This is a genomic window from Candidatus Zixiibacteriota bacterium (assembly GCA_036397555.1).
Lineage (GTDB): Bacteria > Zixibacteria > MSB-5A5 > WJJR01 > WJJR01 > DATKYL01.
This window is the reverse complement of the sequence record DASWIS010000008.1, coordinates 103,710-123,036: the sequence shown is the minus strand read 5'-3', so window position 1 is coordinate 123,036 and position 19,327 is coordinate 103,710. Positions and strand designations below refer to the sequence as shown.

Here is a 19,327-nt window from a genome sequence, read left to right as displayed (position 1 = left end):
AGATCGCGGAAATGATCAGACACAGAATCGACGGCGCAACGGTGCGCATTCTGACAGGCATCACCCTCACAGCGACCCTTGTCGGCTGGGGTTGTTCGGGGGGGAACGATGGGTCGTCGGGCTCGGGCGCACCGTCGATTGCGGCCAACAACATGTCATCGGAATTATTCGAACGCTCCTACGGGTATTTGATCAAGGAGGATCCCGAGTTCGTGCGGCTGGCGCCCAACTACTCGACACTGCGTCCGTTCGAACGCGACACCGCATTGGTCATCCAGACGGCATCGGAACACGGAGGGATGGCTCAGCCCGATCAGGACTTTGCCGAGTCGTTCCATGTGCGCGTCAATCGCGCGATGGCGTTTCGGTTTATCGTCGCCGATTCGACCGGCAACGGTCTGATCACTTACGAGTGGGCGAATCTCCCCGAGGGCGAGTACACCCTCGGAGATAAGGGATGGCCGCTGCCGCAACAGACCATCACCCGGGACCACCGTTGGGTGTATGTCTACTTTGTGGGCGACCGGCGTTTCCGTTCACGATACCAGTTTCTGTTGGATCCGAAGCAGCATTTCACTCACATGCCCGAATCGGAGCTGGGCTCAACGCAGAACCCATAGGGTCGCACTCTTTCGATGGATGATGTCTTTGCACCGCAGGCGCCGCCGCGCTATGAGATCGACGATGATGATCTGCTGATCAACGTCGGCGCCCCGCCGAAGTTTTCCGGCGCATATATCACCGACACCTACAAGGTCAACATGGGGCCGCAGCACCCGTCCACACACGGTGTGCTGCGTCTGGAACTGACGATGGACGGCGAGGCGGTATTGGACGTCCGCCCGCACATCGGCTACCTGCACCGCTGCTTTGAAAAGCACGCCGAAAACCTGCCCTATCCGGAGATCTTCCCGTTCGCCGACCGCATGGATTATCTGGCGTCGATGTCGCAGGACATGGGGTTTGCGGTGGCGGTCGAACGCCTGATGGACCTGAAAGTCCCCGAGCGTGTCGAGTACGTCCGTGTCATCTGTTGCGAAATGCAACGGATCGCCAGCCACTTGGTCGCACTGGGCACCTACGGGCTCGACATGGGGGCGTTCACGCCGTTTCTGTGGGCCTTCCGCGATCGGGAGAAGATTCTCGATTTATTCGAGTGGCTCAGCGGCGCGCGCATGCTGTACAACTACATCTGGGTCGGTGGTGTGGCGCGCGATTTTCCCGAGGGGTGGACCGACAAGTGCCGCCAGTTTCTGCGCTATTTCGAGCCGAAACTGAAGGATTTTAACGACCTGCTGTCGTATAACCACATTTTCATTGCGCGCACGGCCGATGTCGGCGTCCTCCCCCGGGATGTCGCAATCTCTTACGGCGTCACCGGCCCCAACCTGCGTGCCTGCGGTGTGGACTGGGACCTGCGGCGCGATGATCCATACTCGATCTATGATCGTTTCGACTGGAACGTCATCACCGGGACCAGCGAGTTCGGACCGTTGGGATCGTGCTGGGACCGGTACATGGTGCGCATCTGCGAAATGGCCGAATCGGTCAGAATCTGCCATCAGGCGCTTGATGCGTTGCCCCCAGGGGATGTACGCGAGGCCATCCCTCGTAAGGTGCGCCCGCCCAAGGGTGACGCTTACGTCCGCACGGAATCGCCGCGCGGAGAGCTGGGCTACTATATCATCTCCGACGGCAGCGATGTGCCGCAGCGCGTTAAGGTTCGCTCGCCGTGCTTTACCGCGATCTCGGCGCTGAATGCGATCGTGCAGTCCTCGGAGCGGCCGGTACTCATCGCCGATGCGGTCGCGACCGTCGGCTCACTCGACATCGTATTGGGAGAGGTTGACCGGTAGCCGGCATTCCGCGCAATAGAGAATCGAACGCAAATGAGAAACGCCCCGATGGCTCTGCCACCGGGGCGTTGTGCTTGGTGCCGCAGCGCGTTCTACGCCGCCTTCAGATGCTTGGAGACCAGCTTGGTCATCTCAAACATCGAGACCTTCGTACGACCGCCGAAGACCGCCTTCAGAGCGGGATCGGCGTTGATCATCGTGCGTTTGGTCTTGTCCTGCAGGCCGTTTTTCTTGATGTAGGCCCACAGCTTTTTGGTGACCTCGGTGCGCGGAATCGCCTTGGCGCCCACGACGGCCGAAAGCATTGCCGACGGCTGCATCGGTTTCATGAATGCAGCATTCGGTTTGCGCTTCGACTTGGCCTTCTTCGGGGCGGCTTTCTTGCGACCCTTGGCCTTGCGCGCGGACTTTTTGGCTGCTTTCTTCCGCGCCGGTTTGCGCTTCGCGGTCTTCTTGGCGGCGCGCTTCTTGGTGGTTTTCTTGCGCGCTGGTTTACGACGCGTTGTTGCTTTCTTTCTCGTCGTCTTCTTCTTTGCCGGCATGACGACCTCCCGGTAGCGTTGAGTGTTGGTAATGCCCCTGGTTAATGTCGTGAACGATCCTATGAGAAAAGCGTGTCCGTGCCGACTCGCAGGCGAACACACACGTCCGAATGAGTCTCGACGATGGCGTTTCGATCATCCCCTTGCTGCGCCAGTGAGCACACCCCCTGTGGCAGCAGCGTCCCCTCGCCGCGTCATGGCGGCCCATTGCCTTCCTCCGAGAGGGAAGCATCATCCCCTTTGCAATGGCTGGCAAGAAGAAAATCGCATTCCCCCCTATGGGAGACGCATTTTTTTAGAAGGGCAAGGCGGCGATACGACGGGTTCTGCGAGGGGCCGGGGTACCCCGACGCGAATGGGAGTGGCAGAATGATCAAAATCGCCGCATCGGTTTTGGCCTGCGATTTCTCCTATGCTGCGGAGGAGGCGCAGAAGGCCATCGTCGCCGGCGCCGACTGGCTGCACCTGGACATCATGGATGGCCACTTTGTGCCGAATATCTCCTTCGGCCCGGATATCGCCGGGGTGTTCGACCGTGCCACCGACGCATTCCTCGATGTTCACCTGATGCTGACCGACCCAGGACGGTATGCAGAGGCCTTCGCCAAACAGGGTGCTGATTTCGTCACCTTTCATATCGAGGCAGTCCCGGATCCGAGGGCACTCATCAAGCGCCTGAGGGGCCTGGGAGTAAAAGCCGGGCTGACCCTCAATCCCGACACGCCTCTGGAGAGGGTGACGCCCTATCTCAGCGCACTCGACCTGCTCCTGGTGATGTCGGTATTCCCAGGATTTGCCGGGCAGACTTATATTGAATCGGTCACCGAGAAAATCGCCGCCGCCCGCCGGGCCATCGACCAATCGGGTGCCGATTGCCTGCTGGAGGTCGACGGGGGGATCAACCTGAAGACGTATCGGCGGGTAATCGAGGCCGGCGCGGATGTCCTCGTCGTCGGGTCGGGGCTGTTCGGGACTGAGGACTACGGCGAGACAATTCGGGAACTGAAGTCCTAAGTATTTCTCGCATGGCGGTACCGCATGCCTCCGGTGTAAACTGTAGAAAACGCTCGTGACGAAGCCATGATCACCATCCGACTGCCGCGGCAATTGTGGGAATACGCCGACGGTGCGCAGGAAATAACCGTCGAGGAGGGTTCGCTGCGTGAGTCGTTTGCCGCGTTGAAGGCGCTCCACCCGCGCGCGTACGAGCGCATCTTCACGGAGCCCGGCGAACTGCGGGTCCATGTCAACGTGTTTGTCAACAAGCGGCTGGTGCGCGTGTTGGAGGTGGCCAACGTCCGGCTGACTGATGGAGACATCGTCACCGTGATGCCCGCCATCTCCGGGGGATAGGGCTAATACGTGGCGACTTCGACCGAGTAGATGGGCGGCAGCCATTCGGCGATCACCTGCCAGCTTTCCCCTTCGTCGAGTGATCCGCACAACTGCCCCGTGGCGGTGCCGAAGTAGATTCCCGCGGTCGGCTGTTGATCGACCGCCATCGCTTCGCGCAGGACATTCTGGTACGACCCCCGGGAGGGGAGACCTTTGTTGAGTTCGCGCCAGGCCGCACCGCCATCATCGGAGCGCCACACTGCCAGGCGCCCGCCGACGGTGACGCGGGCCTGGTCGGACTCTTCGGGGATGACATAGACGGTCTGAGGCTTGTGCGGATGGACCGCCATCGGGAATCCGAAGCGGGCCGGGAGATTGTCGCACAGATCGACCCAGTCATCCCCACCGTTGTCGGATCGATATACGCCGCAGTGATTCTGTTGAAACAGAACATCAGGATGTTTTGGGTGGGCAACCAGCTTGTGCACGCACTGGCCCACCGGTGGGAACGGATCGGGCAGAAAATCCGCGCGCACACCCTTGTTCCTGGGCACCCACGATTTGCCGCCGTCATCGGTGCGAAATGTCCCGGCGGCGGAAATTGCCACCCACATGCGGTTCGGAATAGAAGGGTGCAGAACGATGGAGTGCGCGATCAGGCCCCCGGCGCCGGGAAACCACTTATCCCGCGTTTCGTGCTTTCCAAGCGATTCCATTTCCGTCCACGTCTCACCGTTGTCGGCAGATCGGAACAGCGCGGCCGGCTCGACTCCGGCGTAGATGACGTCTTTCTCGGCAGGGCGGCCCGGTCTGATATTCCAAATCTTCTTCAGCGAACGTTCGTCACCGTCGGCAAACCGCGGTGGCGTTTTGATTTCGCTCCAATTGCGTCCCCGATCGTCGGAAATCCATAGCGCCGACCCCCAGATCTCCGATGACACTGCGGCAAACCAACGTCCGCTGCGATCGTCGGCCGCAACATGATGCACTTGATTTCCCTTCGAAAACGGCTCATCGGCTGTCCAGCTTCTGCGATCAATGCCTCCGCGGAAGATGAATCCACCCTTGCGCGTTCCAACCAGTACGGCCAGCGAACTCCCGGTCGCCGTCATGCTTCCTCCGTTCTGAAGCACCCCCCGAATTCCTGTGGCATAAACCCCATTACTGTATACTGAACACTTCGAGAACCGCGAGGGCCTGATAGCCGACGTAGATGCGTCCCGTCGTGGCGTTGATGCCGAATGCCCGCGCAATCAGCGGCGGTTCAGTTGAACGACTGGTGTTGAACCGCATGATCGGACCCAGCGTGGTCAGACTTCGCTGCTCGATCGCATGATGACGATCAGGAAAGGGACTGGACGGATCGTAGACAATCGTAAACCAGCTTTGCCTCTCTGGTATGATCGTCAGAATGTGATCTCCCGACCGCAGATCGCGGCCCGATTCGGTATACGTCAGCGCCGATCCTGAACTGCCGGATTCGTATGATAGGATCGGGGTGGGGGCCGATGCTCCCACACCGAAGCCACCGGCAAAATCCCAGAAAACAACTCCGAACCCGGTCACGTCCGGGTCCATCTCGATCTGTCGCACACCGGTCGTCGGGATCGAGAGTCCGGCATCGCGGTTGAATGTCCCCCAGCGCGACCAATCGATGGCCGTGACAAATGTCCCCTGCCGGTTGCCGACCAGAATCTCCCCGGCCAGTGCGGCGTCGGGATCGAACGCAACGTTGTAGGGCCACACCATCGCACCGGCGACGAGCTCATTGTCGAAACCCGGTTTCCCATCGCCGGAGATCAGATCGGCATCAATCAGCGATCGCGAGGCGACCGATATGGCATAGACCCCGCCGACCAGTGCCCCGCCGGGACGGTAGGCGTGGGTCGCAAACACGGTCGAGTGGCTCGCATCCAGCGCAATCCGTCCCGGATGGATGATGCTCGCGCCCTGGGAGTTGTGATACGGAATGTCTGCTCCGTCGGCCTGCAGGGTCGTAACGTCGAAGAAGCGCAGCCCGAACGTCACTCCCACCTGGCAATTCACCACAGCCAGGTCGGAACTGACCAGCTCGATGTCGAACACATTGGTCACATCCGAGAGTTCCGCGACTTTCGCCTCACCACTGGCCAGATCGAGTCGCACCAGCAACGGCTTGGGGCGAAACTGCGTGTCATACAGCAGCAATCCGGTGTTGTTGGTCTCATCGACTACCATGCGTGCCGCGCCGGCGTATGGAAGATCGATGCAGTTGCCGGGATCGGACGGTGACAGGACAATGTCCTGCGACAGGGTCTCATCGGCAACGATCTCGATGGTCATCGAGGCGGCGCTGCCGCACGATCCAAAGTCGGCCGTGAGCATCAGTTCACGCGCCGGCGCATCGGCGAATGCAAACGCGCCATCGGCGCCGGTCACGACCTGCATCGAATAGTCGCCGCCGCTGAGTCGGACGGTCGCCGACGAGGCGGGAAGCAGCCCCGCGGTCAGATCGAATGGGAGATATACGACGCCTTCGACCGAACCCTGACCGCTGGGACCATTGCCGTCGCCACCGCACGAGGACATGTAACCCGCCAACAATGTCGCGAAAAGAAAGCCCGTCGCGGCCCGGAGCGTGAGTCTGTCTCTGACCATGGCTTTTGTCTGCCATTCCGGGTGGAATGGGGCGGCGCCAAGATAACACAAAAGACCGCCCGACGCACGGGCGTCGGGCGGCCAACGTCAAACCTTCACGACGCTCAAAGCGAACGGTGTGTGCCGTCGCAGAACGGCTTGTTTCCTGAGTGTTTGCAGCCGCACCACGACACTGTCCTGCCCTCGGCCAACTCGATCACCAGGGGCCGATGCTCCGACCCCTTGTGCGATCCGTCGCAGTACGGCTGGTCGGCGGAACGACCGCAGGCACACCACTTCACGGTCCGTGCAGTTTCGTCGCGGACATATGGCTGCTTCTGCGCGATGATCGGTTCGTTCATATACAAACCCCGAGACGGGCCTAACCGGATGTCCTCACTTCGAGCAACTCGACATCGAAGACCAGTGTCGCCCGCTGGGGAATGCGCGGCAGACGGCCAGCTTCGCCATAGGCCAGATCGTAGGGAATGATCAGAAGGCGACGTTCCCCGACCTTCATCAAAGCAATCCCCTCATCCCAGCCCTTGATCACCCGGCCTTGTCCGAGTGGGAAGGAGTAGGGCTGTCCTTTCTTACGGGAGGAATCGAACATCGTGCCATCGGTCAGCCACCCTGTGTAGTGGACGACAACCATTTGCCCGGCCTGCGGCATGCCACCGGTCCCCTCGGTCATCTCGATGTACTTCAGTCCCGATGGTGTGGTGACGGTGTCCCCCGTCAACTGCGGGATGCCGTCCGCTGCCGAATCGGCCAGTGCCTCGCCCTGTGGCGGCTGCTGTGCGGGCTGTTGCGATTGTTGCTGCGGCGGCGGTGTCTCGCTCTGGCCGCACCCCCAGAGCATCAGCATTGCCCCCGCCAGCCAAACCATACGATGGGATTTCACGTTTAATCCCCTCCTGATTTGAAGTTAGATGGTCGCCTCGTCCGCAGTCTGCAATCGTTGCCGGCGACACGGAGATCGCATGATACGGCAGTGATGTTAGGGCCCCAAGCACTACTTCGGGCACGATCGCGATCCGGTGCCCCGATGCCGCCGCTCAGATGTTGACCAGATGCAGTTGTTTGCTCTTGCCGCGTTCCGTTTCGCGCAAATCCAGGCCACCCTCAGCCACCGACTTGAGATTGGCGAGAAAAAACGTCCATGCCTGGCGGCATCCCATGTGCAGCTCGTGCCGCGCGCGAGCGTTGACCGGAATGCCGTGCTGACGCAAGTCCACTTCGGAGTAACTGCCCTGCTTGCGGATGGAGACGGTCACTTCCATGCGGTCCCCGAATGTGAACTCCAGACGAGTGGGTGGGCGCACGTCGATGATCCAGCCCTCGCCGCTGATTCCGCCGTCGTAGTACCACTCCCAACGGTAGCGATCGCCGATCCCGCACGGGTCATCATCGTGACGGCACTTGAGGGTACCGTATGGCGGCAATGATTTGGCCTTCGCGGGTGTTTTTGGCGGACCGTCGGCGGCGGCAAATGCCGCCGTGCGCAGAAACCAGCGAATCAGCCCCGACGGCGTGGTCCAGAGACGGTACAGATGCTCCGGGCTGTTCTGAATGTAGATTCCCAGTCGAAACTGGGACCAGTCAAACCGGACATCGTCGGTCATCACCCATTCTCTCTGACATCCGGACACGCCGAAGCACGCGCTTGTCCGGAGCCGGTGTGTTGGTGCACCCTACCCCAATTGCCGATAACAGTCAAGAGGCGGCGGGCCGTCGGTGGTCTTGACACCGGCGCTCAAAACAGAGTGATTATGGCTGGAAGAGTCACGCGTTATCTTACCCGCCCTTGGAGCGCATTGATGTCTGTGAAATCGGCTGCCGCCGCGTTAGCGGTCGTCCTCGCCACGTCAGTTTCGACGGCGTCGGCAGGGGATGTGCCACGGCTCCTGAATTATCAAGGGCGGCTGGCGGACACAGCGGGACGTCCGCTTCCGGACTCAAGCTATGATGTCGGATTTCGGCTCTTCAACGATCCGGTCATGGGCACTTTGCTCTGGGAGGAAACACACTCGGTCACGACCGTCGCGGGGGTCTTCGCCGTCCTCTTAGGTTCGCTGGATTCGATACCCGAGTTCGTATTCTATCTGGACAGCATCTACTTGGAGATTGAACCGGAGAGCTCCGATCCGCTCGTTCCGCGTTCGCGGCTGGTGATGGTTCCCTATGCCTGGCGGTCGCACGACGCTGACAAAGTCGGCGGCTACCTGCCGTTGGAACTGGAGGAATCGGCGGAGATCGACAACGATATCGCCTTGCATGCCGCCATTCCCGATGCCCATCACCCAAAGACAATCAGCGCCAGCGAGCTGATCATCGGCACGCTCTCGGAGGCGCGGTTGCCACAGGGCGCCATCGATTCAACCGAAATCGAACTGGAATCGATTCCCGCGAACCGTCTGGTCGACGAACCGGGAATCGCGCACACATTCAATGCTCTCAAAAGCCTCAGTACGACCGTGTCGGTGATTGATTCGGCCGTGATTACGGTACCCAAAGGCGGGTACATGGTCGTGATGGCCAACGGCTGGTTCTATAAGTTCCACACTTCCGGCTCGGGCGACACTTACTCGACCGTGTCGATTTCGACCCTTCGCACGGCGCACGACATCAACTACTCAGCGAAGTTTTCGGTCCTGTCGGCTTCGCCGACGGGGCACGTCAACGAGAACTTCATGGTTTCGCGCGTCATGACCATCGGCTCGGGACAGACGAAGATATTCCTAATCGGCGATCTGGCGGGCGTGGTCGGCGCGCGGGTCGAGAATGTGCATCTTAACACATTCTACTTTCCCACGGCCTACGGTGACGTCGACTTAACGACGCGCTAAGGTCTGACAGGGGTTGGACGCCGCTGCAATGGAGTCGTACGTCCGATCAGGCAGATTCCGGGGCAGTCGTCGGTGCGGGCCGATCATGTCGCGCTTGTCGCATTCGCACCCAGCCGCCGAATACGACCGCGGGAGGCATGGTCAGGATCGTTATCAGAAGATACCAGATCGGTTGTCCCTCAGCGGGCATCGCCAACGAGACCAGCCCCAGGATGAGCCCCACTGCTGCGACATACATCGCATGGCGAACCTCGTCGCGCCGGGCCACGAGCCCGGCGGCATAGCCACCGAAGACGGCGCATACCATCCCGAGGAGTATATTGAAGAAGAGATACAGCCCTGGCGGGGTCTGTGTGGTCATCGGGTCCAGACCGAACGCGATGGTCAGCGCCCCCGTCATGAAATAGACGCTGACAAAGATCGCGATCAGTCCGACAAACACTGCCAGTATGCCGCGTACCATGAGCCCTCCGTGAGGAATGTCCCGGCATCCAAGAAGGGGTGAACCGCGATGATGCGCAACCAAATCCCGACCGGTGGCGAGGTGTCGTCGATCGATCAGGGAACGATGTACCAGTCCTCGATGGCCTGATAGACCAGTGAGCCCGGTTCATCGGTGAACAGTCGTGGGTCGATGTAGAGTGGTGACTGCGCCTCTTCCAGTTTGAAGTCGGCACCCCAGCCCTGGTCGAGTTCGACCCGGAGCACGGTGCCGGGATTCTGTTTGAGATGTTTCGCCAGCCGGTCGACGGCATCCCTTCGCAGGTGGACAACCCATTGCTCCCCTCGTCGCCACAGAGACTCCCCCAGCTCGACATACCGGACATCGCGGCGGTTGGCCAGTTCACGGCCATCGGCCGCACGAATTGCAAATGGGAATTCGAGAGCAAACTGCATCGCCCCCGCGACCGGCGGACGGTAGTATTCCCATAGCAGCGAGTCGGCGGTTTTGCTGCCGAACGCTGCCTGCAATTGCCATTTCTGCTTGGCGGGCATGAAGGGATACAGAAACAGTCCCAAGATGCCCAGCACGACCAGTCTTGACAGGATCATGGGTACATTGATCATGCGCATGGCCGACTCCGCTGCGACAGGGCACTCATACCTATTTTCGACAACCCCGCGCACAATTTGAGCGACGGAGCCGCTTGCGTTTGGGCGGAGTTTGCGCGATTCTCTGCGGACGCTTGGGCGTCAATGGCCAAGTCAAGCGCCGACAACCCCTTGGAGACCCGATGTCCACTCCCCAGATGAGCATTGCCCGCCGGTGGGCGCGGTTTGCGCGATCTCTGAAGTACGAGCAGATTGACCCCGATTCGGTCAGACACGCCAAACGCTTTCTGTTGGATTCCTGCGGCTGTGCGCTCGGCGGATTCCATCATGAAGACATCGAAATCATGCATCACACGTTGTCGGCATTCGGCGGCAATGCCGAAGCCACGGTCTGGAGCGCGGGCACGAAGACCAATGCCTACTGGGCAACACTGCTGAACGCGCTGGCGATCCGCGTGATGGACTACAACGACATCTACTGGGAGGCCGATCCCTCGCATCCATCCGACCTGATCCCGGCGGCGACAACCTGCGCTGAGCAGTGCGGCAGAAGCGGCAAGGATGTGATCGCGGGGATCGTTCTTGCCTACGAGCTGGAGATGCGACTGTGCGAATGGGGCATTCCCGGCATCCGTGAGCGCGGCTGGCACCATGCCTCACTCACCCAGATGGTCTCGCCGGTCGTGGCGGGATACATGATGGGGCTGACGGAGGATCAGATCGTCAATGCCGTCGGCATCTCGACCTGCCACAACATGACCATGGGCGCGGTCGCCGCCGGGAAACTGACGATGATGAAAAACACGGTCGATCCGATGGCGACTGCCTCGGGGGTCATGGCGGCGCGCCTTGCGCAGAATGGATACATCGGGACCGAATTGATCATTGAAGGCAAAGAAGGGTTTTGCCAACTACTCGGCCCCGACTGGGACATGGGCCGACTGACCGACGGGCTGGGCGAGTCATGGCGGATCGGACGTTGCGCCTTCAAGGCGTTTCCGACCGAGGCGCTGACACACTCGTCGATTTCCGGCACGCTCGATCTGGTCAAACAGCACGACATCAAAGCGGAGGATGTAACCAAAGTGCGTGTGCGAACGATCGCCCGCGCAAAAGACATCCTCGCCGATCCGACAAAGTACGTTCCGGAAACCAAAGAGACCGCCGACCACTCGCTCCCCTATGTGATCGGTGTCGCCATCGCCGACCGGATGGTCACGCCACTTCAGTTCACACATGACCGCATCCACGACCCGGAGCTGCGTGCGCTTCTGCAAAAAATCGAAGTCGTCGTGGATCCGGAGTTTGAACGGCAGTTTCCGGCGAAGAAGTGGGCCGGCGTCGAGATTACGACCGCGAATGGGAAAACGGTCAGAAAGGATGTCGATTTCCCGCGCGGATACCCGCAGAATCCGATGTCCGACGCGGATCTCGAAGAGAAGTTCCGTGCCCTCACCAACGATGTGCTTGATCGAGGCGGTCAGGATCGAGTGATCGAGGTAGTCAACGTACTCGATCGCGGGCCGAATCTGGCGAAGTTCCTATCGGCAATGACGACGGATTGACACCGTCGTTTCACCAATCGGCAGCACAGCAAACCGCTTGACACTCGCAGGCGGGGATGCCACAATCGCATCGGCAGCATCACACGAGCATGCGACGCGGCATCGCAGTCCCGCACATGCTCCGCGATTGACCCGCACGACCCGATTGTCGCTACGCTGTCGGCCCTCGGGATGTACGACACGGAAGGAATGGTGTATCTCGATCGACTACTTAGCGCACACCGTGGCAATGGGCTTCCATGCGGGGCCGCGTGCGTGCGACTGCACCATATCCCGATAACTCAACATCTACGCCCGTTGAATTGTAGAAAGGAGGAGCAAACTGCCGGTTGTCAATCACGCGTAGGAAGGTCACATGCGCGGTAACCAGCAACTCAATCTTCCCCTCAGGGGAGGTGCTATGAGAAAGTTGCTCCCTGCTTTGATCGCACCCCTGCTGTTGTCGGCGACTGTCGCATCGGTCACGACCGTCATTTGCATCGGCGTTGAAGTAGCGGCGGCACAGCCCCCGACACCGCCAGCGCCTCTGGCGGACGTTTTGGTGCTAGGGGTCTTCCACTTCAAGGACGCGGGTCTCGACGGCTATAAACCGCAATACGATGTGGACATCATGTCGGTGTCGCGTCAGTCAGAAATCCGGGAGATCGTGCGTTGCCTGTCGAACTATCACCCGACGAAGATTGCCGTGGAGGCTCACGCCGACCGTGCAGAGAAACTGAAATCCGAATACGATTCCTACCTCGCAGACAAGTTCGACTTGCCGGCCAACGAGATCTACCAACTGGGATTTCGTCTGGCGCGTGGCAACGGGCACGACCGCGTGTATCCCGTCGATGCGAAGGCGCGCTGGTACCAGCCGTTCGTCAACCCGTGGGAATATGCGGTCGAGCACGGTCAGGACACACTGCTTGACAGCGTTGAGGCGCCGTGGGAGGAGTTCTATGAGTCGCTGTACGAGTACGAAGATCGACAAAAGGCGCAACAGTCGCTCATTGAGACATTTCTTCAGATCAATGTTCCCGACCGTCTCGCGGTGGGGCATGGGCATTACCTGATCGGCACGTTCAAGGCCGGGTTCGGGGATGAGTACCCCGGTGCCGATGCCAAGACAGGGTGGTACAACCGCAACCTCCGGATCTTTGCCAATCTGACGCGACTCACCGAGGGACCGGGCGAGCGTCTGCTGCTGATCATCGGGGCCGGCCACGTGCCGATCATCCGACATGCGATCGAGGCGTCCCCTCAGTACCGTCTGGTCGAACTGGATCAATTCCTCGGCCAGAATTGTGCTGATGGGGAGGGCAGTGGTAACTAATTTCCCGGCCCGGCGGCCTCCCTCGGATTGGATCAGCCCGGATCAATTCTCAAAAAAAGGGAACAAAAAGCGCTGGACGAATGTATAGGGGGTGCCGATCTTATGGATTGGTAGAACGAAACAGTAGGACTTTTCTCAAGAACGGCCACGGAACACAATCCCAGGACAATCTGAAGAAAAGAACGACTTGTTTCATCGGCCATAGGGGCCAACGGACGTGGGACACCGTTTTGTCCCGGTAACAAAGGAAGTGGATCATGGCGGAAGGTACCGTCAAGTGGTTCAACGACAGCAAGGGTTTCGGTTTCATCGAGCGTGAGGATGGCGACGACGTGTTCGTTCACTACTCCGCAATTCAGGCCGATGGTTTCCGTTCCCTCGCCGAGGGCATGCAGGTGCAGTTTGACATCGTGCAGGGCCCGAAGGGACCGCAAGCCGCGAACGTGCGCAAACTCTAAGAGTTCACGCATAGAACGCTAAACCCCCGATCCGCGCAGGCGGATCGGGGGTTTTTTTGTGCTGTGCGGAAACGGGGCACTTCCGCTGCGGCATGTTCCCTGATTGCTCCGCTTTACAAGGGTTTGTCGGAGCGGTTTGTGAGATAATTCCCCCTGCGTCCATCGCCCAGCCCAGTTGTACTGATTCTCAACGATTGAAGCACACGGCCTGACACGACACGTGCGTTCGATGGATTTATGGGAATAAACAACGAATCTGTCGGTACTGACTCACGAGGGCTTGTCAGTTTCAGTTCCGACCTGCCAGATGGGCGAGTACGGCAGCATAAGCTGAGTTTAGTGGGAGGAGTCGACCATGCAAATGGTGTCGGCACAGTTGGGACGCGGCGCTCTTGCAGTTGGCGTAATGATAATACTGGTCAATTGGATTACAGGCGCCACCGGGTTTTGTCAGGAGCCGCGCGAGCGACGGATTGAGGTGTTTCGGCAAAAATACGAGTTCAGCAATGTACACTTCGATGAACTCGGCGTCGCGCGATCGGCCACGGGGTACCTGTCCGACCGGATTCGCGATCCCTCCAAGGAGGCGGGGATGGAAGCGGTCTATCGCTTCCTGGAAGACAACAAGGACATATTCGGGATGACCGATCCGCGCAGCGAACTAATACTGATCCAGGGCGGCCCGCGCGACTCTGTGACGCTCATGCGCCATCAAATGCGGTTCCAGCAGTTTTACGGCGGCGTCAAAGTTGAAGGGGCGCAAGTCATTGCCAGATTCCAGCAAGACTTGCGAATGGGGTATATTGAAAGCAGCTATGTGCCGGGGATTGACATCGACGCATCCTCGAACGTGCGAGCGGATGAGTTGCTGTCGATTTCTTCGACGCACATGGGTGAGCCGGTTCAACTGCGTCCGAAGTCGATCGAGCTGGTGATCGTGCAACTGCAGGATGAGTACCGACTTGTATGGCGTGCCAGTACGTGGCTATCCCATTTCCCCGGGTATTCCTTCCTGATTGATGCGCACACTGGGGAAGTTATCAGTGCGACGAGGGGAATGCTCATACCGTCCCAAGCAAGCCCTTCCGACGACACCAACTCGCAATTGACAGATAAGCATGGAGGTGCATCGGGCAAGCCTGCCCCTCAGCAACCACAGTCGACAGAAGGGAAGCCTCGGCTGTGGCCAATGATTGATATCACCGACACGGCCAAACTCGCGCCGCCATTCTACAGAGATTCGTCAATTGTTCCGGCGGGGTGGCCCTGACGGGGCTTTATCCGTCAGGGTTCACATAGGTCACTTTGATGGCCCACGTTAAGTCCATCGAGATCGTCTGCATTCATTTCGATGCGCTTCAGAGTAGCGAGCGTTTCTCAGGCAAGCCCTGATGTCGATCCCGTTTGGGGGACCAAAAGCGGTCAGGGCCAAACACCCGTGCGACAATCCCTGAGGGGCCCGGCTCCTCGGTAAGTGGGAGGTTAGCAATGGGAGCTTTAGGTGAACGAGTGAGGATCAACGGTGGGCGCATGGGTATCCTGGCGACTCTGTTCATCGTAATTGCGTTGTTCGCCTGTGCGTCCGCGCGGGCGCAAAACTCGGTGACGATCCAGTCACGAGATGTCCCGCCTGGAGACACCGGTGTGACAATCGGCGTCTACCTGACAAACGAAGTCGCTCTGACAGGTGTTCTGCTACCACTTGAGCTAAGAACCGTCGGCGGAGCCGCCTTTTGGAAGCAACGGGCGATGGTAGTTCCTGGAGGACGACTTTCCGCATGGGACTCCGCCAGCAGTTTCGGAGTTACTGGGTACTACGCCACCAAGTGGTCGGGCGGCTTCGATTTCGGATCATACTGCAGATCGGACACAAATGGACAGGCGTGGTGTATTCCAGATTCCGCCGTCGACTTTGTCAGCCCGGACGCGGTCCTTTTTGTACGCGTAGGTATCGACTCACTCAATCCTGGTAGTGATGGAAATCCCGACTCCGGGACACCATCAATCGAAATCGTATTCGATGTAGCCGAGGGCAACGGAGAGTTTGTCATTGACTCGCAGTGTATATCTCCAGGAAACCATCTGGTTTTCGTGGACGGGGATGGTCAGGAAGTGATTCCGTCATTTACCGCCGGATTAGTCACCGTGTGTTGCGCCTGCGACTGCCACGCCGACCCATACTGCGATACCGTCCACAACGTCCTCGACGTCGTCAAGATCAGCCAGGTAGTCAATCAAAGCTACCCGGAGCCGGACGACCCCAATCCGTGTTGCCCGTATCACACAACGGATGTTGACTGCGACGATGACACGGACCAGACTGATTTGGACAAGATGGCGGCAGTCGTCTTTTACGCCGCCGACCCTGACACGACGTTCTGTCACCCTTGTCAGTAGCGCGGTCGGTGGGATGGTCGAACGCGAACTGGCCCTATCGCAGCCGCTTGAACACAAACTCAATCGACGCGACGCGTCCGTGGCCCTCGGTCATCGGGATCGCGGCCGCCAGTTCCCAGCCGTCGCGTCCGGCCTCGTTGAGAACGGGCGTGTAATCATCCGCGGGTCTGATCTGCCGAAAAATCCCGCCGCTGGTTTTGATGGCAATGCGCCTGTATTCCCAGTTTGCCATTGTCGTCCGCCTCTCGAATCGTTCTTACTTTTTCCTGAGCCGTCCCGCATCCTGCAGTGACTTGCGCAGGAGGAACTCAATCTGCGCGTTGACGCTGCGCAGTTCATCATCGGCCCAACGCTGTAAGTGTTTCATCAGCTCAGGGTCGATGCGCAGCAGGAATGGTTTGCGATCGGTCATTCACCTTCCAGGGTTTACTCAGCATCGGCATGGACTGTGACGTCACCCGCCCTCGGGTGACGCCCTGTCGATGCGGTCTGCTGTCACCCGGGGGCGGGTGACAGCACTTCCCGCCAAGGGCTCAATTGTACAGCGTCCCCGTGTTGATCACCGGCTGGGTCGATGTCTCACCACAGAGAACGACCAGCAGATTCGAAACCATCGCCGCTTTACGTTCATGATCCAGCTCGATGATGTTCTTGGCGGAGAGTTGCTCTAACGCCATCTCCACCATTCCGACCGCGCCCTCGACGATCAACTGCCGCGCGGCGACGATCGCGCCCGCCTGCTGACGCCGCAGCATTGCCTCGGCGATTTCCGGCGCATACGCCAGATGGCTGATGCGCGCCTCGATAACATCGACACCGGCGCGATCCAGCCGCTCCTGGATTTCCGATTTGAGCTGCTCGGAAATGGTCGGCGTGTGACCGCGCAGCGAGATGCGATTGTCGTCGTGCGTGTCGTAGGGGTACTGCGTCGCCAGGTTGCGGATCGCCGACTCGCTTTGGATGTGGACGAACTCCTCATAATTGTCCACTTCGAACACCGCCTCGGCGGTATCGACGACACGCCAAACGACGATCGCGGCGATCTCAACCGGGTTGCCGTCGATGTCGTTGACCTTCATCTTCCCTGTCTCGAAGTTGCGCACCCGCAGCGAGACCCGCTTGGCGCTCAACAACGGGTTGGCCCAGCGCAAGCCGTTGGCCCGCACGGTCCCCTTGTAGTCGCCGAACAATTGCAGGACTTGTCCCTCATTCGGGTTGACCAGAAAAAACCCGAACATGAGGAAAAAGTCGACCAGCAGAATCGCACCGGCGATGATCTTGGTTGGAACGGGGCTGATAACGAGTAGCACGATCATCCCGAAGAACAGCAGCAACAGTAACCCCAGCATCCCCCACCCCGATGCCGCCGACCGCAGTTTCTCTTTAATCATGGCACTCCTCCTGTGATATCATAACGATATTACGACAATATCACAACGGCGTTGCAAAAAAGAGCGGCGCGGGCGAAAAACCGTCCGCCACCGCGCGGAGGCCCGCTCTCAGAGATATTGTGCTTTGCAAAGAAATCGTTAAATTGTCTGCGAGTACCAACTGGACGGATCTACCCGCCCTCGCAATGCCGTTCAACCGAAGAGGTGTCTATGCCAATGAGACACACTGTATTACGCCTGATCGGGTCGATGCTCGCGGCTTGGCCGGTAACCCAGGCCGCGGTCGCCGAGGACATTGACACCGCGTGGATTCGCATTTACAACGGCCCCTCCGGGCTGTCTGATGCGGCGCTCGATGTGGCGGTGGACGATGATGGATATGCCTATGTCACGGGGTACAGTCAACACCCTGTGGGAATGTTCAACCCTCGGCATGTCGTCGTCATCAAGTACACCCCGGACGGGGACACGGTCTGGCTGCGCAAGTCGCTGACGGCCGGCGCCTCGATTGAAGAGGGGCGTGTGATAAAACTGACCGGTGACGGCCACCTCATGATCGCGGGATGGGGCAATACGGTCGGGATGCGGGTCTTAAAGTACACGACCGACGGCGACACGGTCTGGACACGAACCTATGCCGGTGTGGTCCCCAACGACATGGCGCTCAACAGCAGCGGCGATGTGTGGGTCACCGGGGGTGACGGAGCCGACTGGGTGACCGTGCACTACGACGCATCGGGAACGTACCAATGGGACGACACCTTTGCCGATGCCGGGGGCGGCCCTGACACCCCGTTCGGGATCGAAGTCGACGCCACGGACAACGCGTATGTGGTCGGGACAGGCGAGGGCACGCTCGCCAACCAGGATATTGTCACGATCAAGTACAACTCCTCAGGCGGCATCGACTGGACGCGGCGCTACAACGGCCCGGCCAACCTCAACGACGCCGGAGCGCGCGTGAAGCTGGCGGACGCCGACACGATTTATGTCTGCGGGGTCAGTTTGAACGCGAGTTTCGACAATGACATCGTCCTGATCCGGTACGAGCCAGACGGCGATACGGTCTGGACCAGGCGCTTCGTCGGCGCGGGGACCGGAGCCGATGTCGTCGGCGACATGGACCTCGACGGCAACGGCAACATCTGTCTTGGCGGCACGGTATACACGTCCGGTGCAACCAGCAAAGCAGCGGTCATCAAATACGACAGCGACGGCGACACGCTGTGGGCCCGGTTCATCAGCCCGTCGGTCAATATCCGGGAAATTGAAGCCGACGCGAACGGAGACATTTACTTGACGGGCGAGGCATATCCGACCGGATCGTTCTGGACCGATTGGGCGACATTCAAGTTCACGGCGGCGGGCGATTCCGCGTGGTTTCGCTGGTTGCTCAACGGGACCTTACCCATCTTCTCACAAGTCTGCCGGGCGATTGAACTGGACGGCTCCGGCGGAGTCCTGATCTGCGGCAACACCGCCGGAAACTCCGGCGACTTTGCGGTCGCCAAGTACGTGCCGCCATGTTCCTGCCCGTGCCATACCGATCCGGCGTGCAACGGGGTCACGGACGTCTTCGACGTGGTCGCCGCGGTCGATGTCGCCTTTCGCAGCGGCACACCCGTCTTCGATGCCGACTGTCCCAACGAGCAGACCGACGTCACCTGCGACAACGTGACGAATGTCTTCGATGTCGTCGCATTCGTCGACGTCGCCTTCCGCAACGGCAGCCCGTCGCAGTTCTGCGATCCGTGCTCTTAACAGCGGCGCGCGTGTGCTGATGCGGCTACCTCGCCAAACCTATTCTGCCTGAGCCCGGTACGAGCTGGCTGTCAAAATCTGCCACGCCCCGCCAGAGGCGAGTGCCAGCTTCATGAAAATGCATATATTGGAAGTTACTTGCATTCCGGGGGCTGGAAGGACGGCTGTGAAGTCATTATGCTGGGTCGG

The 19,327-nt window shown here is 59.6% G+C and carries 22 protein-coding genes; 11 read left to right on the top strand and 11 right to left on the bottom strand.

The window, feature by feature from the left end:
• Positions 1–11 precede the first annotated feature (11 nt).
• Together VGB22_01980 and VGB22_01975 are read left to right on the top strand one after the other, a co-directional pair.
• A complete protein-coding gene (locus tag VGB22_01980; protein HEX9750048.1) occupies positions 12–620 on the top strand; it encodes a hypothetical protein in 609 nt (202 codons plus the stop codon).
• Positions 621–635: 15 nt separating this feature from the next.
• A complete protein-coding gene (locus tag VGB22_01975; GenBank protein ID HEX9750047.1) occupies positions 636–1,856 on the top strand; it encodes an NADH-quinone oxidoreductase subunit D in 1,221 nt (406 codons plus the stop codon).
• A 92-nt stretch (positions 1,857–1,948) separates the two neighbouring features.
• On the opposite strand, the gene VGB22_01970 is transcribed toward VGB22_01975, so the two are convergent.
• The gene (locus VGB22_01970; protein HEX9750046.1) at positions 1,949–2,398 is read right to left on the bottom strand and encodes an SWIB/MDM2 domain-containing protein; all 450 of its coding nucleotides are present in this window, start codon (positions 2,396–2,398) and stop codon (positions 1,949–1,951) included.
• A 369-nt stretch (positions 2,399–2,767) separates the two neighbouring features.
• Here VGB22_01970 and rpe point away from each other — a divergent pair, with 369 nt between their 5' ends.
• Positions 2,768–3,412, top strand: coding sequence for a ribulose-phosphate 3-epimerase (gene rpe / locus VGB22_01965; GenBank protein HEX9750045.1), 645 nt, complete (start codon positions 2,768–2,770; stop codon positions 3,410–3,412).
• Positions 3,413–3,478: 66 nt separating this feature from the next.
• Complete coding sequence (locus VGB22_01960) at positions 3,479–3,751, top strand: MoaD/ThiS family protein (GenBank protein HEX9750044.1); 273 nt, start codon at positions 3,479–3,481, stop codon at positions 3,749–3,751.
• 2 nt (positions 3,752–3,753) lie between these two features.
• On the opposite strand, the gene VGB22_01955 is transcribed toward VGB22_01960, so the two are convergent.
• The 5 genes from VGB22_01955 to VGB22_01935 all read right to left on the bottom strand — a co-directional run bounded on the left by VGB22_01955 (position 3,754) and on the right by VGB22_01935 (position 7,974).
• Positions 3,754–4,845: an exo-alpha-sialidase gene (locus VGB22_01955; GenBank protein HEX9750043.1), complete on the bottom strand. Its 1,092-nt coding sequence runs from the start codon at positions 4,843–4,845 to the stop codon at positions 3,754–3,756.
• 49 nt (positions 4,846–4,894) lie between these two features.
• Entirely contained in the window at positions 4,895–6,370 is a 1,476-nt protein-coding gene (locus VGB22_01950; GenBank protein HEX9750042.1) for a hypothetical protein, read from the bottom strand.
• Between the two features lie 104 nt (positions 6,371–6,474).
• Positions 6,475–6,711: a CDGSH iron-sulfur domain-containing protein gene (locus VGB22_01945; protein HEX9750041.1), complete on the bottom strand. Its 237-nt coding sequence runs from the start codon at positions 6,709–6,711 to the stop codon at positions 6,475–6,477.
• A 20-nt stretch (positions 6,712–6,731) separates the two neighbouring features.
• Complete coding sequence (locus tag VGB22_01940) at positions 6,732–7,253, bottom strand: FKBP-type peptidyl-prolyl cis-trans isomerase (protein ID HEX9750040.1); 522 nt, start codon at positions 7,251–7,253, stop codon at positions 6,732–6,734.
• Positions 7,254–7,407: 154 nt separating this feature from the next.
• Positions 7,408–7,974 (bottom strand): SRPBCC family protein, encoded by a 567-nt coding sequence (locus VGB22_01935; protein HEX9750039.1) that lies wholly within the window; start codon positions 7,972–7,974, stop codon positions 7,408–7,410.
• A 195-nt stretch (positions 7,975–8,169) separates the two neighbouring features.
• Here VGB22_01935 and VGB22_01930 point away from each other — a divergent pair, with 195 nt between their 5' ends.
• Positions 8,170–9,198, top strand: a complete 1,029-nt coding sequence (locus VGB22_01930) for a hypothetical protein (GenBank protein HEX9750038.1) — start codon at positions 8,170–8,172, stop codon at positions 9,196–9,198.
• Positions 9,199–9,244: 46 nt separating this feature from the next.
• Here the strand turns inward: VGB22_01930 and VGB22_01925 are convergent, their stop codons facing one another.
• Entirely contained in the window at positions 9,245–9,661 is a 417-nt protein-coding gene (locus VGB22_01925) for a hypothetical protein (GenBank protein HEX9750037.1), read from the bottom strand.
• A 95-nt stretch (positions 9,662–9,756) separates the two neighbouring features.
• Positions 9,757–10,251 carry a hypothetical protein gene (locus VGB22_01920; GenBank protein HEX9750036.1) on the bottom strand — a complete coding sequence of 165 codons (495 nt, stop codon included), beginning with the start codon at positions 10,249–10,251 and terminating at the stop codon, positions 9,757–9,759.
• 182 nt (positions 10,252–10,433) lie between these two features.
• Here VGB22_01920 and VGB22_01915 point away from each other — a divergent pair, with 182 nt between their 5' ends.
• From VGB22_01915 to VGB22_01895, 5 genes are all read left to right on the top strand, one after another.
• Positions 10,434–11,816, top strand: a complete 1,383-nt coding sequence (locus tag VGB22_01915) for an MmgE/PrpD family protein (protein ID HEX9750035.1) — start codon at positions 10,434–10,436, stop codon at positions 11,814–11,816.
• Positions 11,817–12,216: 400 nt separating this feature from the next.
• A complete protein-coding gene (locus tag VGB22_01910; GenBank protein HEX9750034.1) occupies positions 12,217–13,131 on the top strand; it encodes a DUF5694 domain-containing protein in 915 nt (304 codons plus the stop codon).
• 257 nt (positions 13,132–13,388) lie between these two features.
• Positions 13,389–13,589 carry a cold-shock protein gene (locus tag VGB22_01905; GenBank protein HEX9750033.1) on the top strand — a complete coding sequence of 67 codons (201 nt, stop codon included), beginning with the start codon at positions 13,389–13,391 and terminating at the stop codon, positions 13,587–13,589.
• Positions 13,590–13,944: 355 nt separating this feature from the next.
• The gene (locus VGB22_01900; GenBank protein ID HEX9750032.1) at positions 13,945–14,859 is read left to right on the top strand and encodes a hypothetical protein; all 915 of its coding nucleotides are present in this window, start codon (positions 13,945–13,947) and stop codon (positions 14,857–14,859) included.
• 260 nt (positions 14,860–15,119) lie between these two features.
• Positions 15,120–15,986: a hypothetical protein gene (locus tag VGB22_01895; protein HEX9750031.1), complete on the top strand. Its 867-nt coding sequence runs from the start codon at positions 15,120–15,122 to the stop codon at positions 15,984–15,986.
• Between the two features lie 34 nt (positions 15,987–16,020).
• On the opposite strand, the gene VGB22_01890 is transcribed toward VGB22_01895, so the two are convergent.
• From VGB22_01890 to VGB22_01880, 3 genes are all read right to left on the bottom strand, one after another.
• Complete coding sequence (locus tag VGB22_01890; protein HEX9750030.1) at positions 16,021–16,218, bottom strand: DUF4177 domain-containing protein; 198 nt, start codon at positions 16,216–16,218, stop codon at positions 16,021–16,023.
• A 24-nt stretch (positions 16,219–16,242) separates the two neighbouring features.
• Positions 16,243–16,398: a hypothetical protein gene (locus VGB22_01885; protein HEX9750029.1), complete on the bottom strand. Its 156-nt coding sequence runs from the start codon at positions 16,396–16,398 to the stop codon at positions 16,243–16,245.
• Positions 16,399–16,519: 121 nt separating this feature from the next.
• Positions 16,520–17,377, bottom strand: a complete 858-nt coding sequence (locus VGB22_01880; GenBank protein HEX9750028.1) for an SPFH domain-containing protein — start codon at positions 17,375–17,377, stop codon at positions 16,520–16,522.
• Positions 17,378–17,593: 216 nt separating this feature from the next.
• Here VGB22_01880 and VGB22_01875 point away from each other — a divergent pair, with 216 nt between their 5' ends.
• Entirely contained in the window at positions 17,594–19,138 is a 1,545-nt protein-coding gene (locus tag VGB22_01875; GenBank protein HEX9750027.1) for a hypothetical protein, read from the top strand.
• Positions 19,139–19,327 lie beyond the last annotated feature (189 nt).

Excerpts from the sequence above, each read along its gene's own strand:
- VGB22_01980 (HEX9750048.1), top strand. The coding sequence starts at position 12 with ATGATCAGACACAGAATCGACGGCGCAACGGTGCGCATTCTGACAGGC.
- VGB22_01975 (HEX9750047.1), top strand. The coding sequence starts at position 636 with ATGGATGATGTCTTTGCACCGCAGGCGCCGCCGCGCTATGAGATCGAC.
- VGB22_01970 (HEX9750046.1), bottom strand. The coding sequence starts at position 2,398 with ATGCCGGCAAAGAAGAAGACGACGAGAAAGAAAGCAACAACGCGTCGT.
- rpe (HEX9750045.1), top strand. The coding sequence starts at position 2,768 with ATGATCAAAATCGCCGCATCGGTTTTGGCCTGCGATTTCTCCTATGCT.
- VGB22_01960 (HEX9750044.1), top strand. The coding sequence starts at position 3,479 with ATGATCACCATCCGACTGCCGCGGCAATTGTGGGAATACGCCGACGGT.
- VGB22_01955 (HEX9750043.1), bottom strand. The coding sequence starts at position 4,845 with ATGACGGCGACCGGGAGTTCGCTGGCCGTACTGGTTGGAACGCGCAAG.
- VGB22_01950 (HEX9750042.1), bottom strand. The coding sequence starts at position 6,370 with ATGGTCAGAGACAGACTCACGCTCCGGGCCGCGACGGGCTTTCTTTTC.
- VGB22_01945 (HEX9750041.1), bottom strand. The coding sequence starts at position 6,711 with ATGAACGAACCGATCATCGCGCAGAAGCAGCCATATGTCCGCGACGAA.
- VGB22_01935 (HEX9750039.1), bottom strand. The coding sequence starts at position 7,974 with ATGACCGACGATGTCCGGTTTGACTGGTCCCAGTTTCGACTGGGAATC.
- VGB22_01930 (HEX9750038.1), top strand. The coding sequence starts at position 8,170 with ATGTCTGTGAAATCGGCTGCCGCCGCGTTAGCGGTCGTCCTCGCCACG.
- VGB22_01925 (HEX9750037.1), bottom strand. The coding sequence starts at position 9,661 with ATGGTACGCGGCATACTGGCAGTGTTTGTCGGACTGATCGCGATCTTT.
- VGB22_01920 (HEX9750036.1), bottom strand. The coding sequence starts at position 10,251 with ATGATCCTGTCAAGACTGGTCGTGCTGGGCATCTTGGGACTGTTTCTG.
- VGB22_01915 (HEX9750035.1), top strand. The coding sequence starts at position 10,434 with ATGTCCACTCCCCAGATGAGCATTGCCCGCCGGTGGGCGCGGTTTGCG.
- VGB22_01910 (HEX9750034.1), top strand. The coding sequence starts at position 12,217 with ATGAGAAAGTTGCTCCCTGCTTTGATCGCACCCCTGCTGTTGTCGGCG.
- VGB22_01905 (HEX9750033.1), top strand. The coding sequence starts at position 13,389 with ATGGCGGAAGGTACCGTCAAGTGGTTCAACGACAGCAAGGGTTTCGGT.
- VGB22_01900 (HEX9750032.1), top strand. The coding sequence starts at position 13,945 with ATGCAAATGGTGTCGGCACAGTTGGGACGCGGCGCTCTTGCAGTTGGC.
- VGB22_01895 (HEX9750031.1), top strand. The coding sequence starts at position 15,120 with ATGGGTATCCTGGCGACTCTGTTCATCGTAATTGCGTTGTTCGCCTGT.
- VGB22_01890 (HEX9750030.1), bottom strand. The coding sequence starts at position 16,218 with ATGGCAAACTGGGAATACAGGCGCATTGCCATCAAAACCAGCGGCGGG.
- VGB22_01885 (HEX9750029.1), bottom strand. The coding sequence starts at position 16,398 with ATGACCGATCGCAAACCATTCCTGCTGCGCATCGACCCTGAGCTGATG.
- VGB22_01880 (HEX9750028.1), bottom strand. The coding sequence starts at position 17,377 with ATGATTAAAGAGAAACTGCGGTCGGCGGCATCGGGGTGGGGGATGCTG.
- VGB22_01875 (HEX9750027.1), top strand. The coding sequence starts at position 17,594 with ATGAGACACACTGTATTACGCCTGATCGGGTCGATGCTCGCGGCTTGG.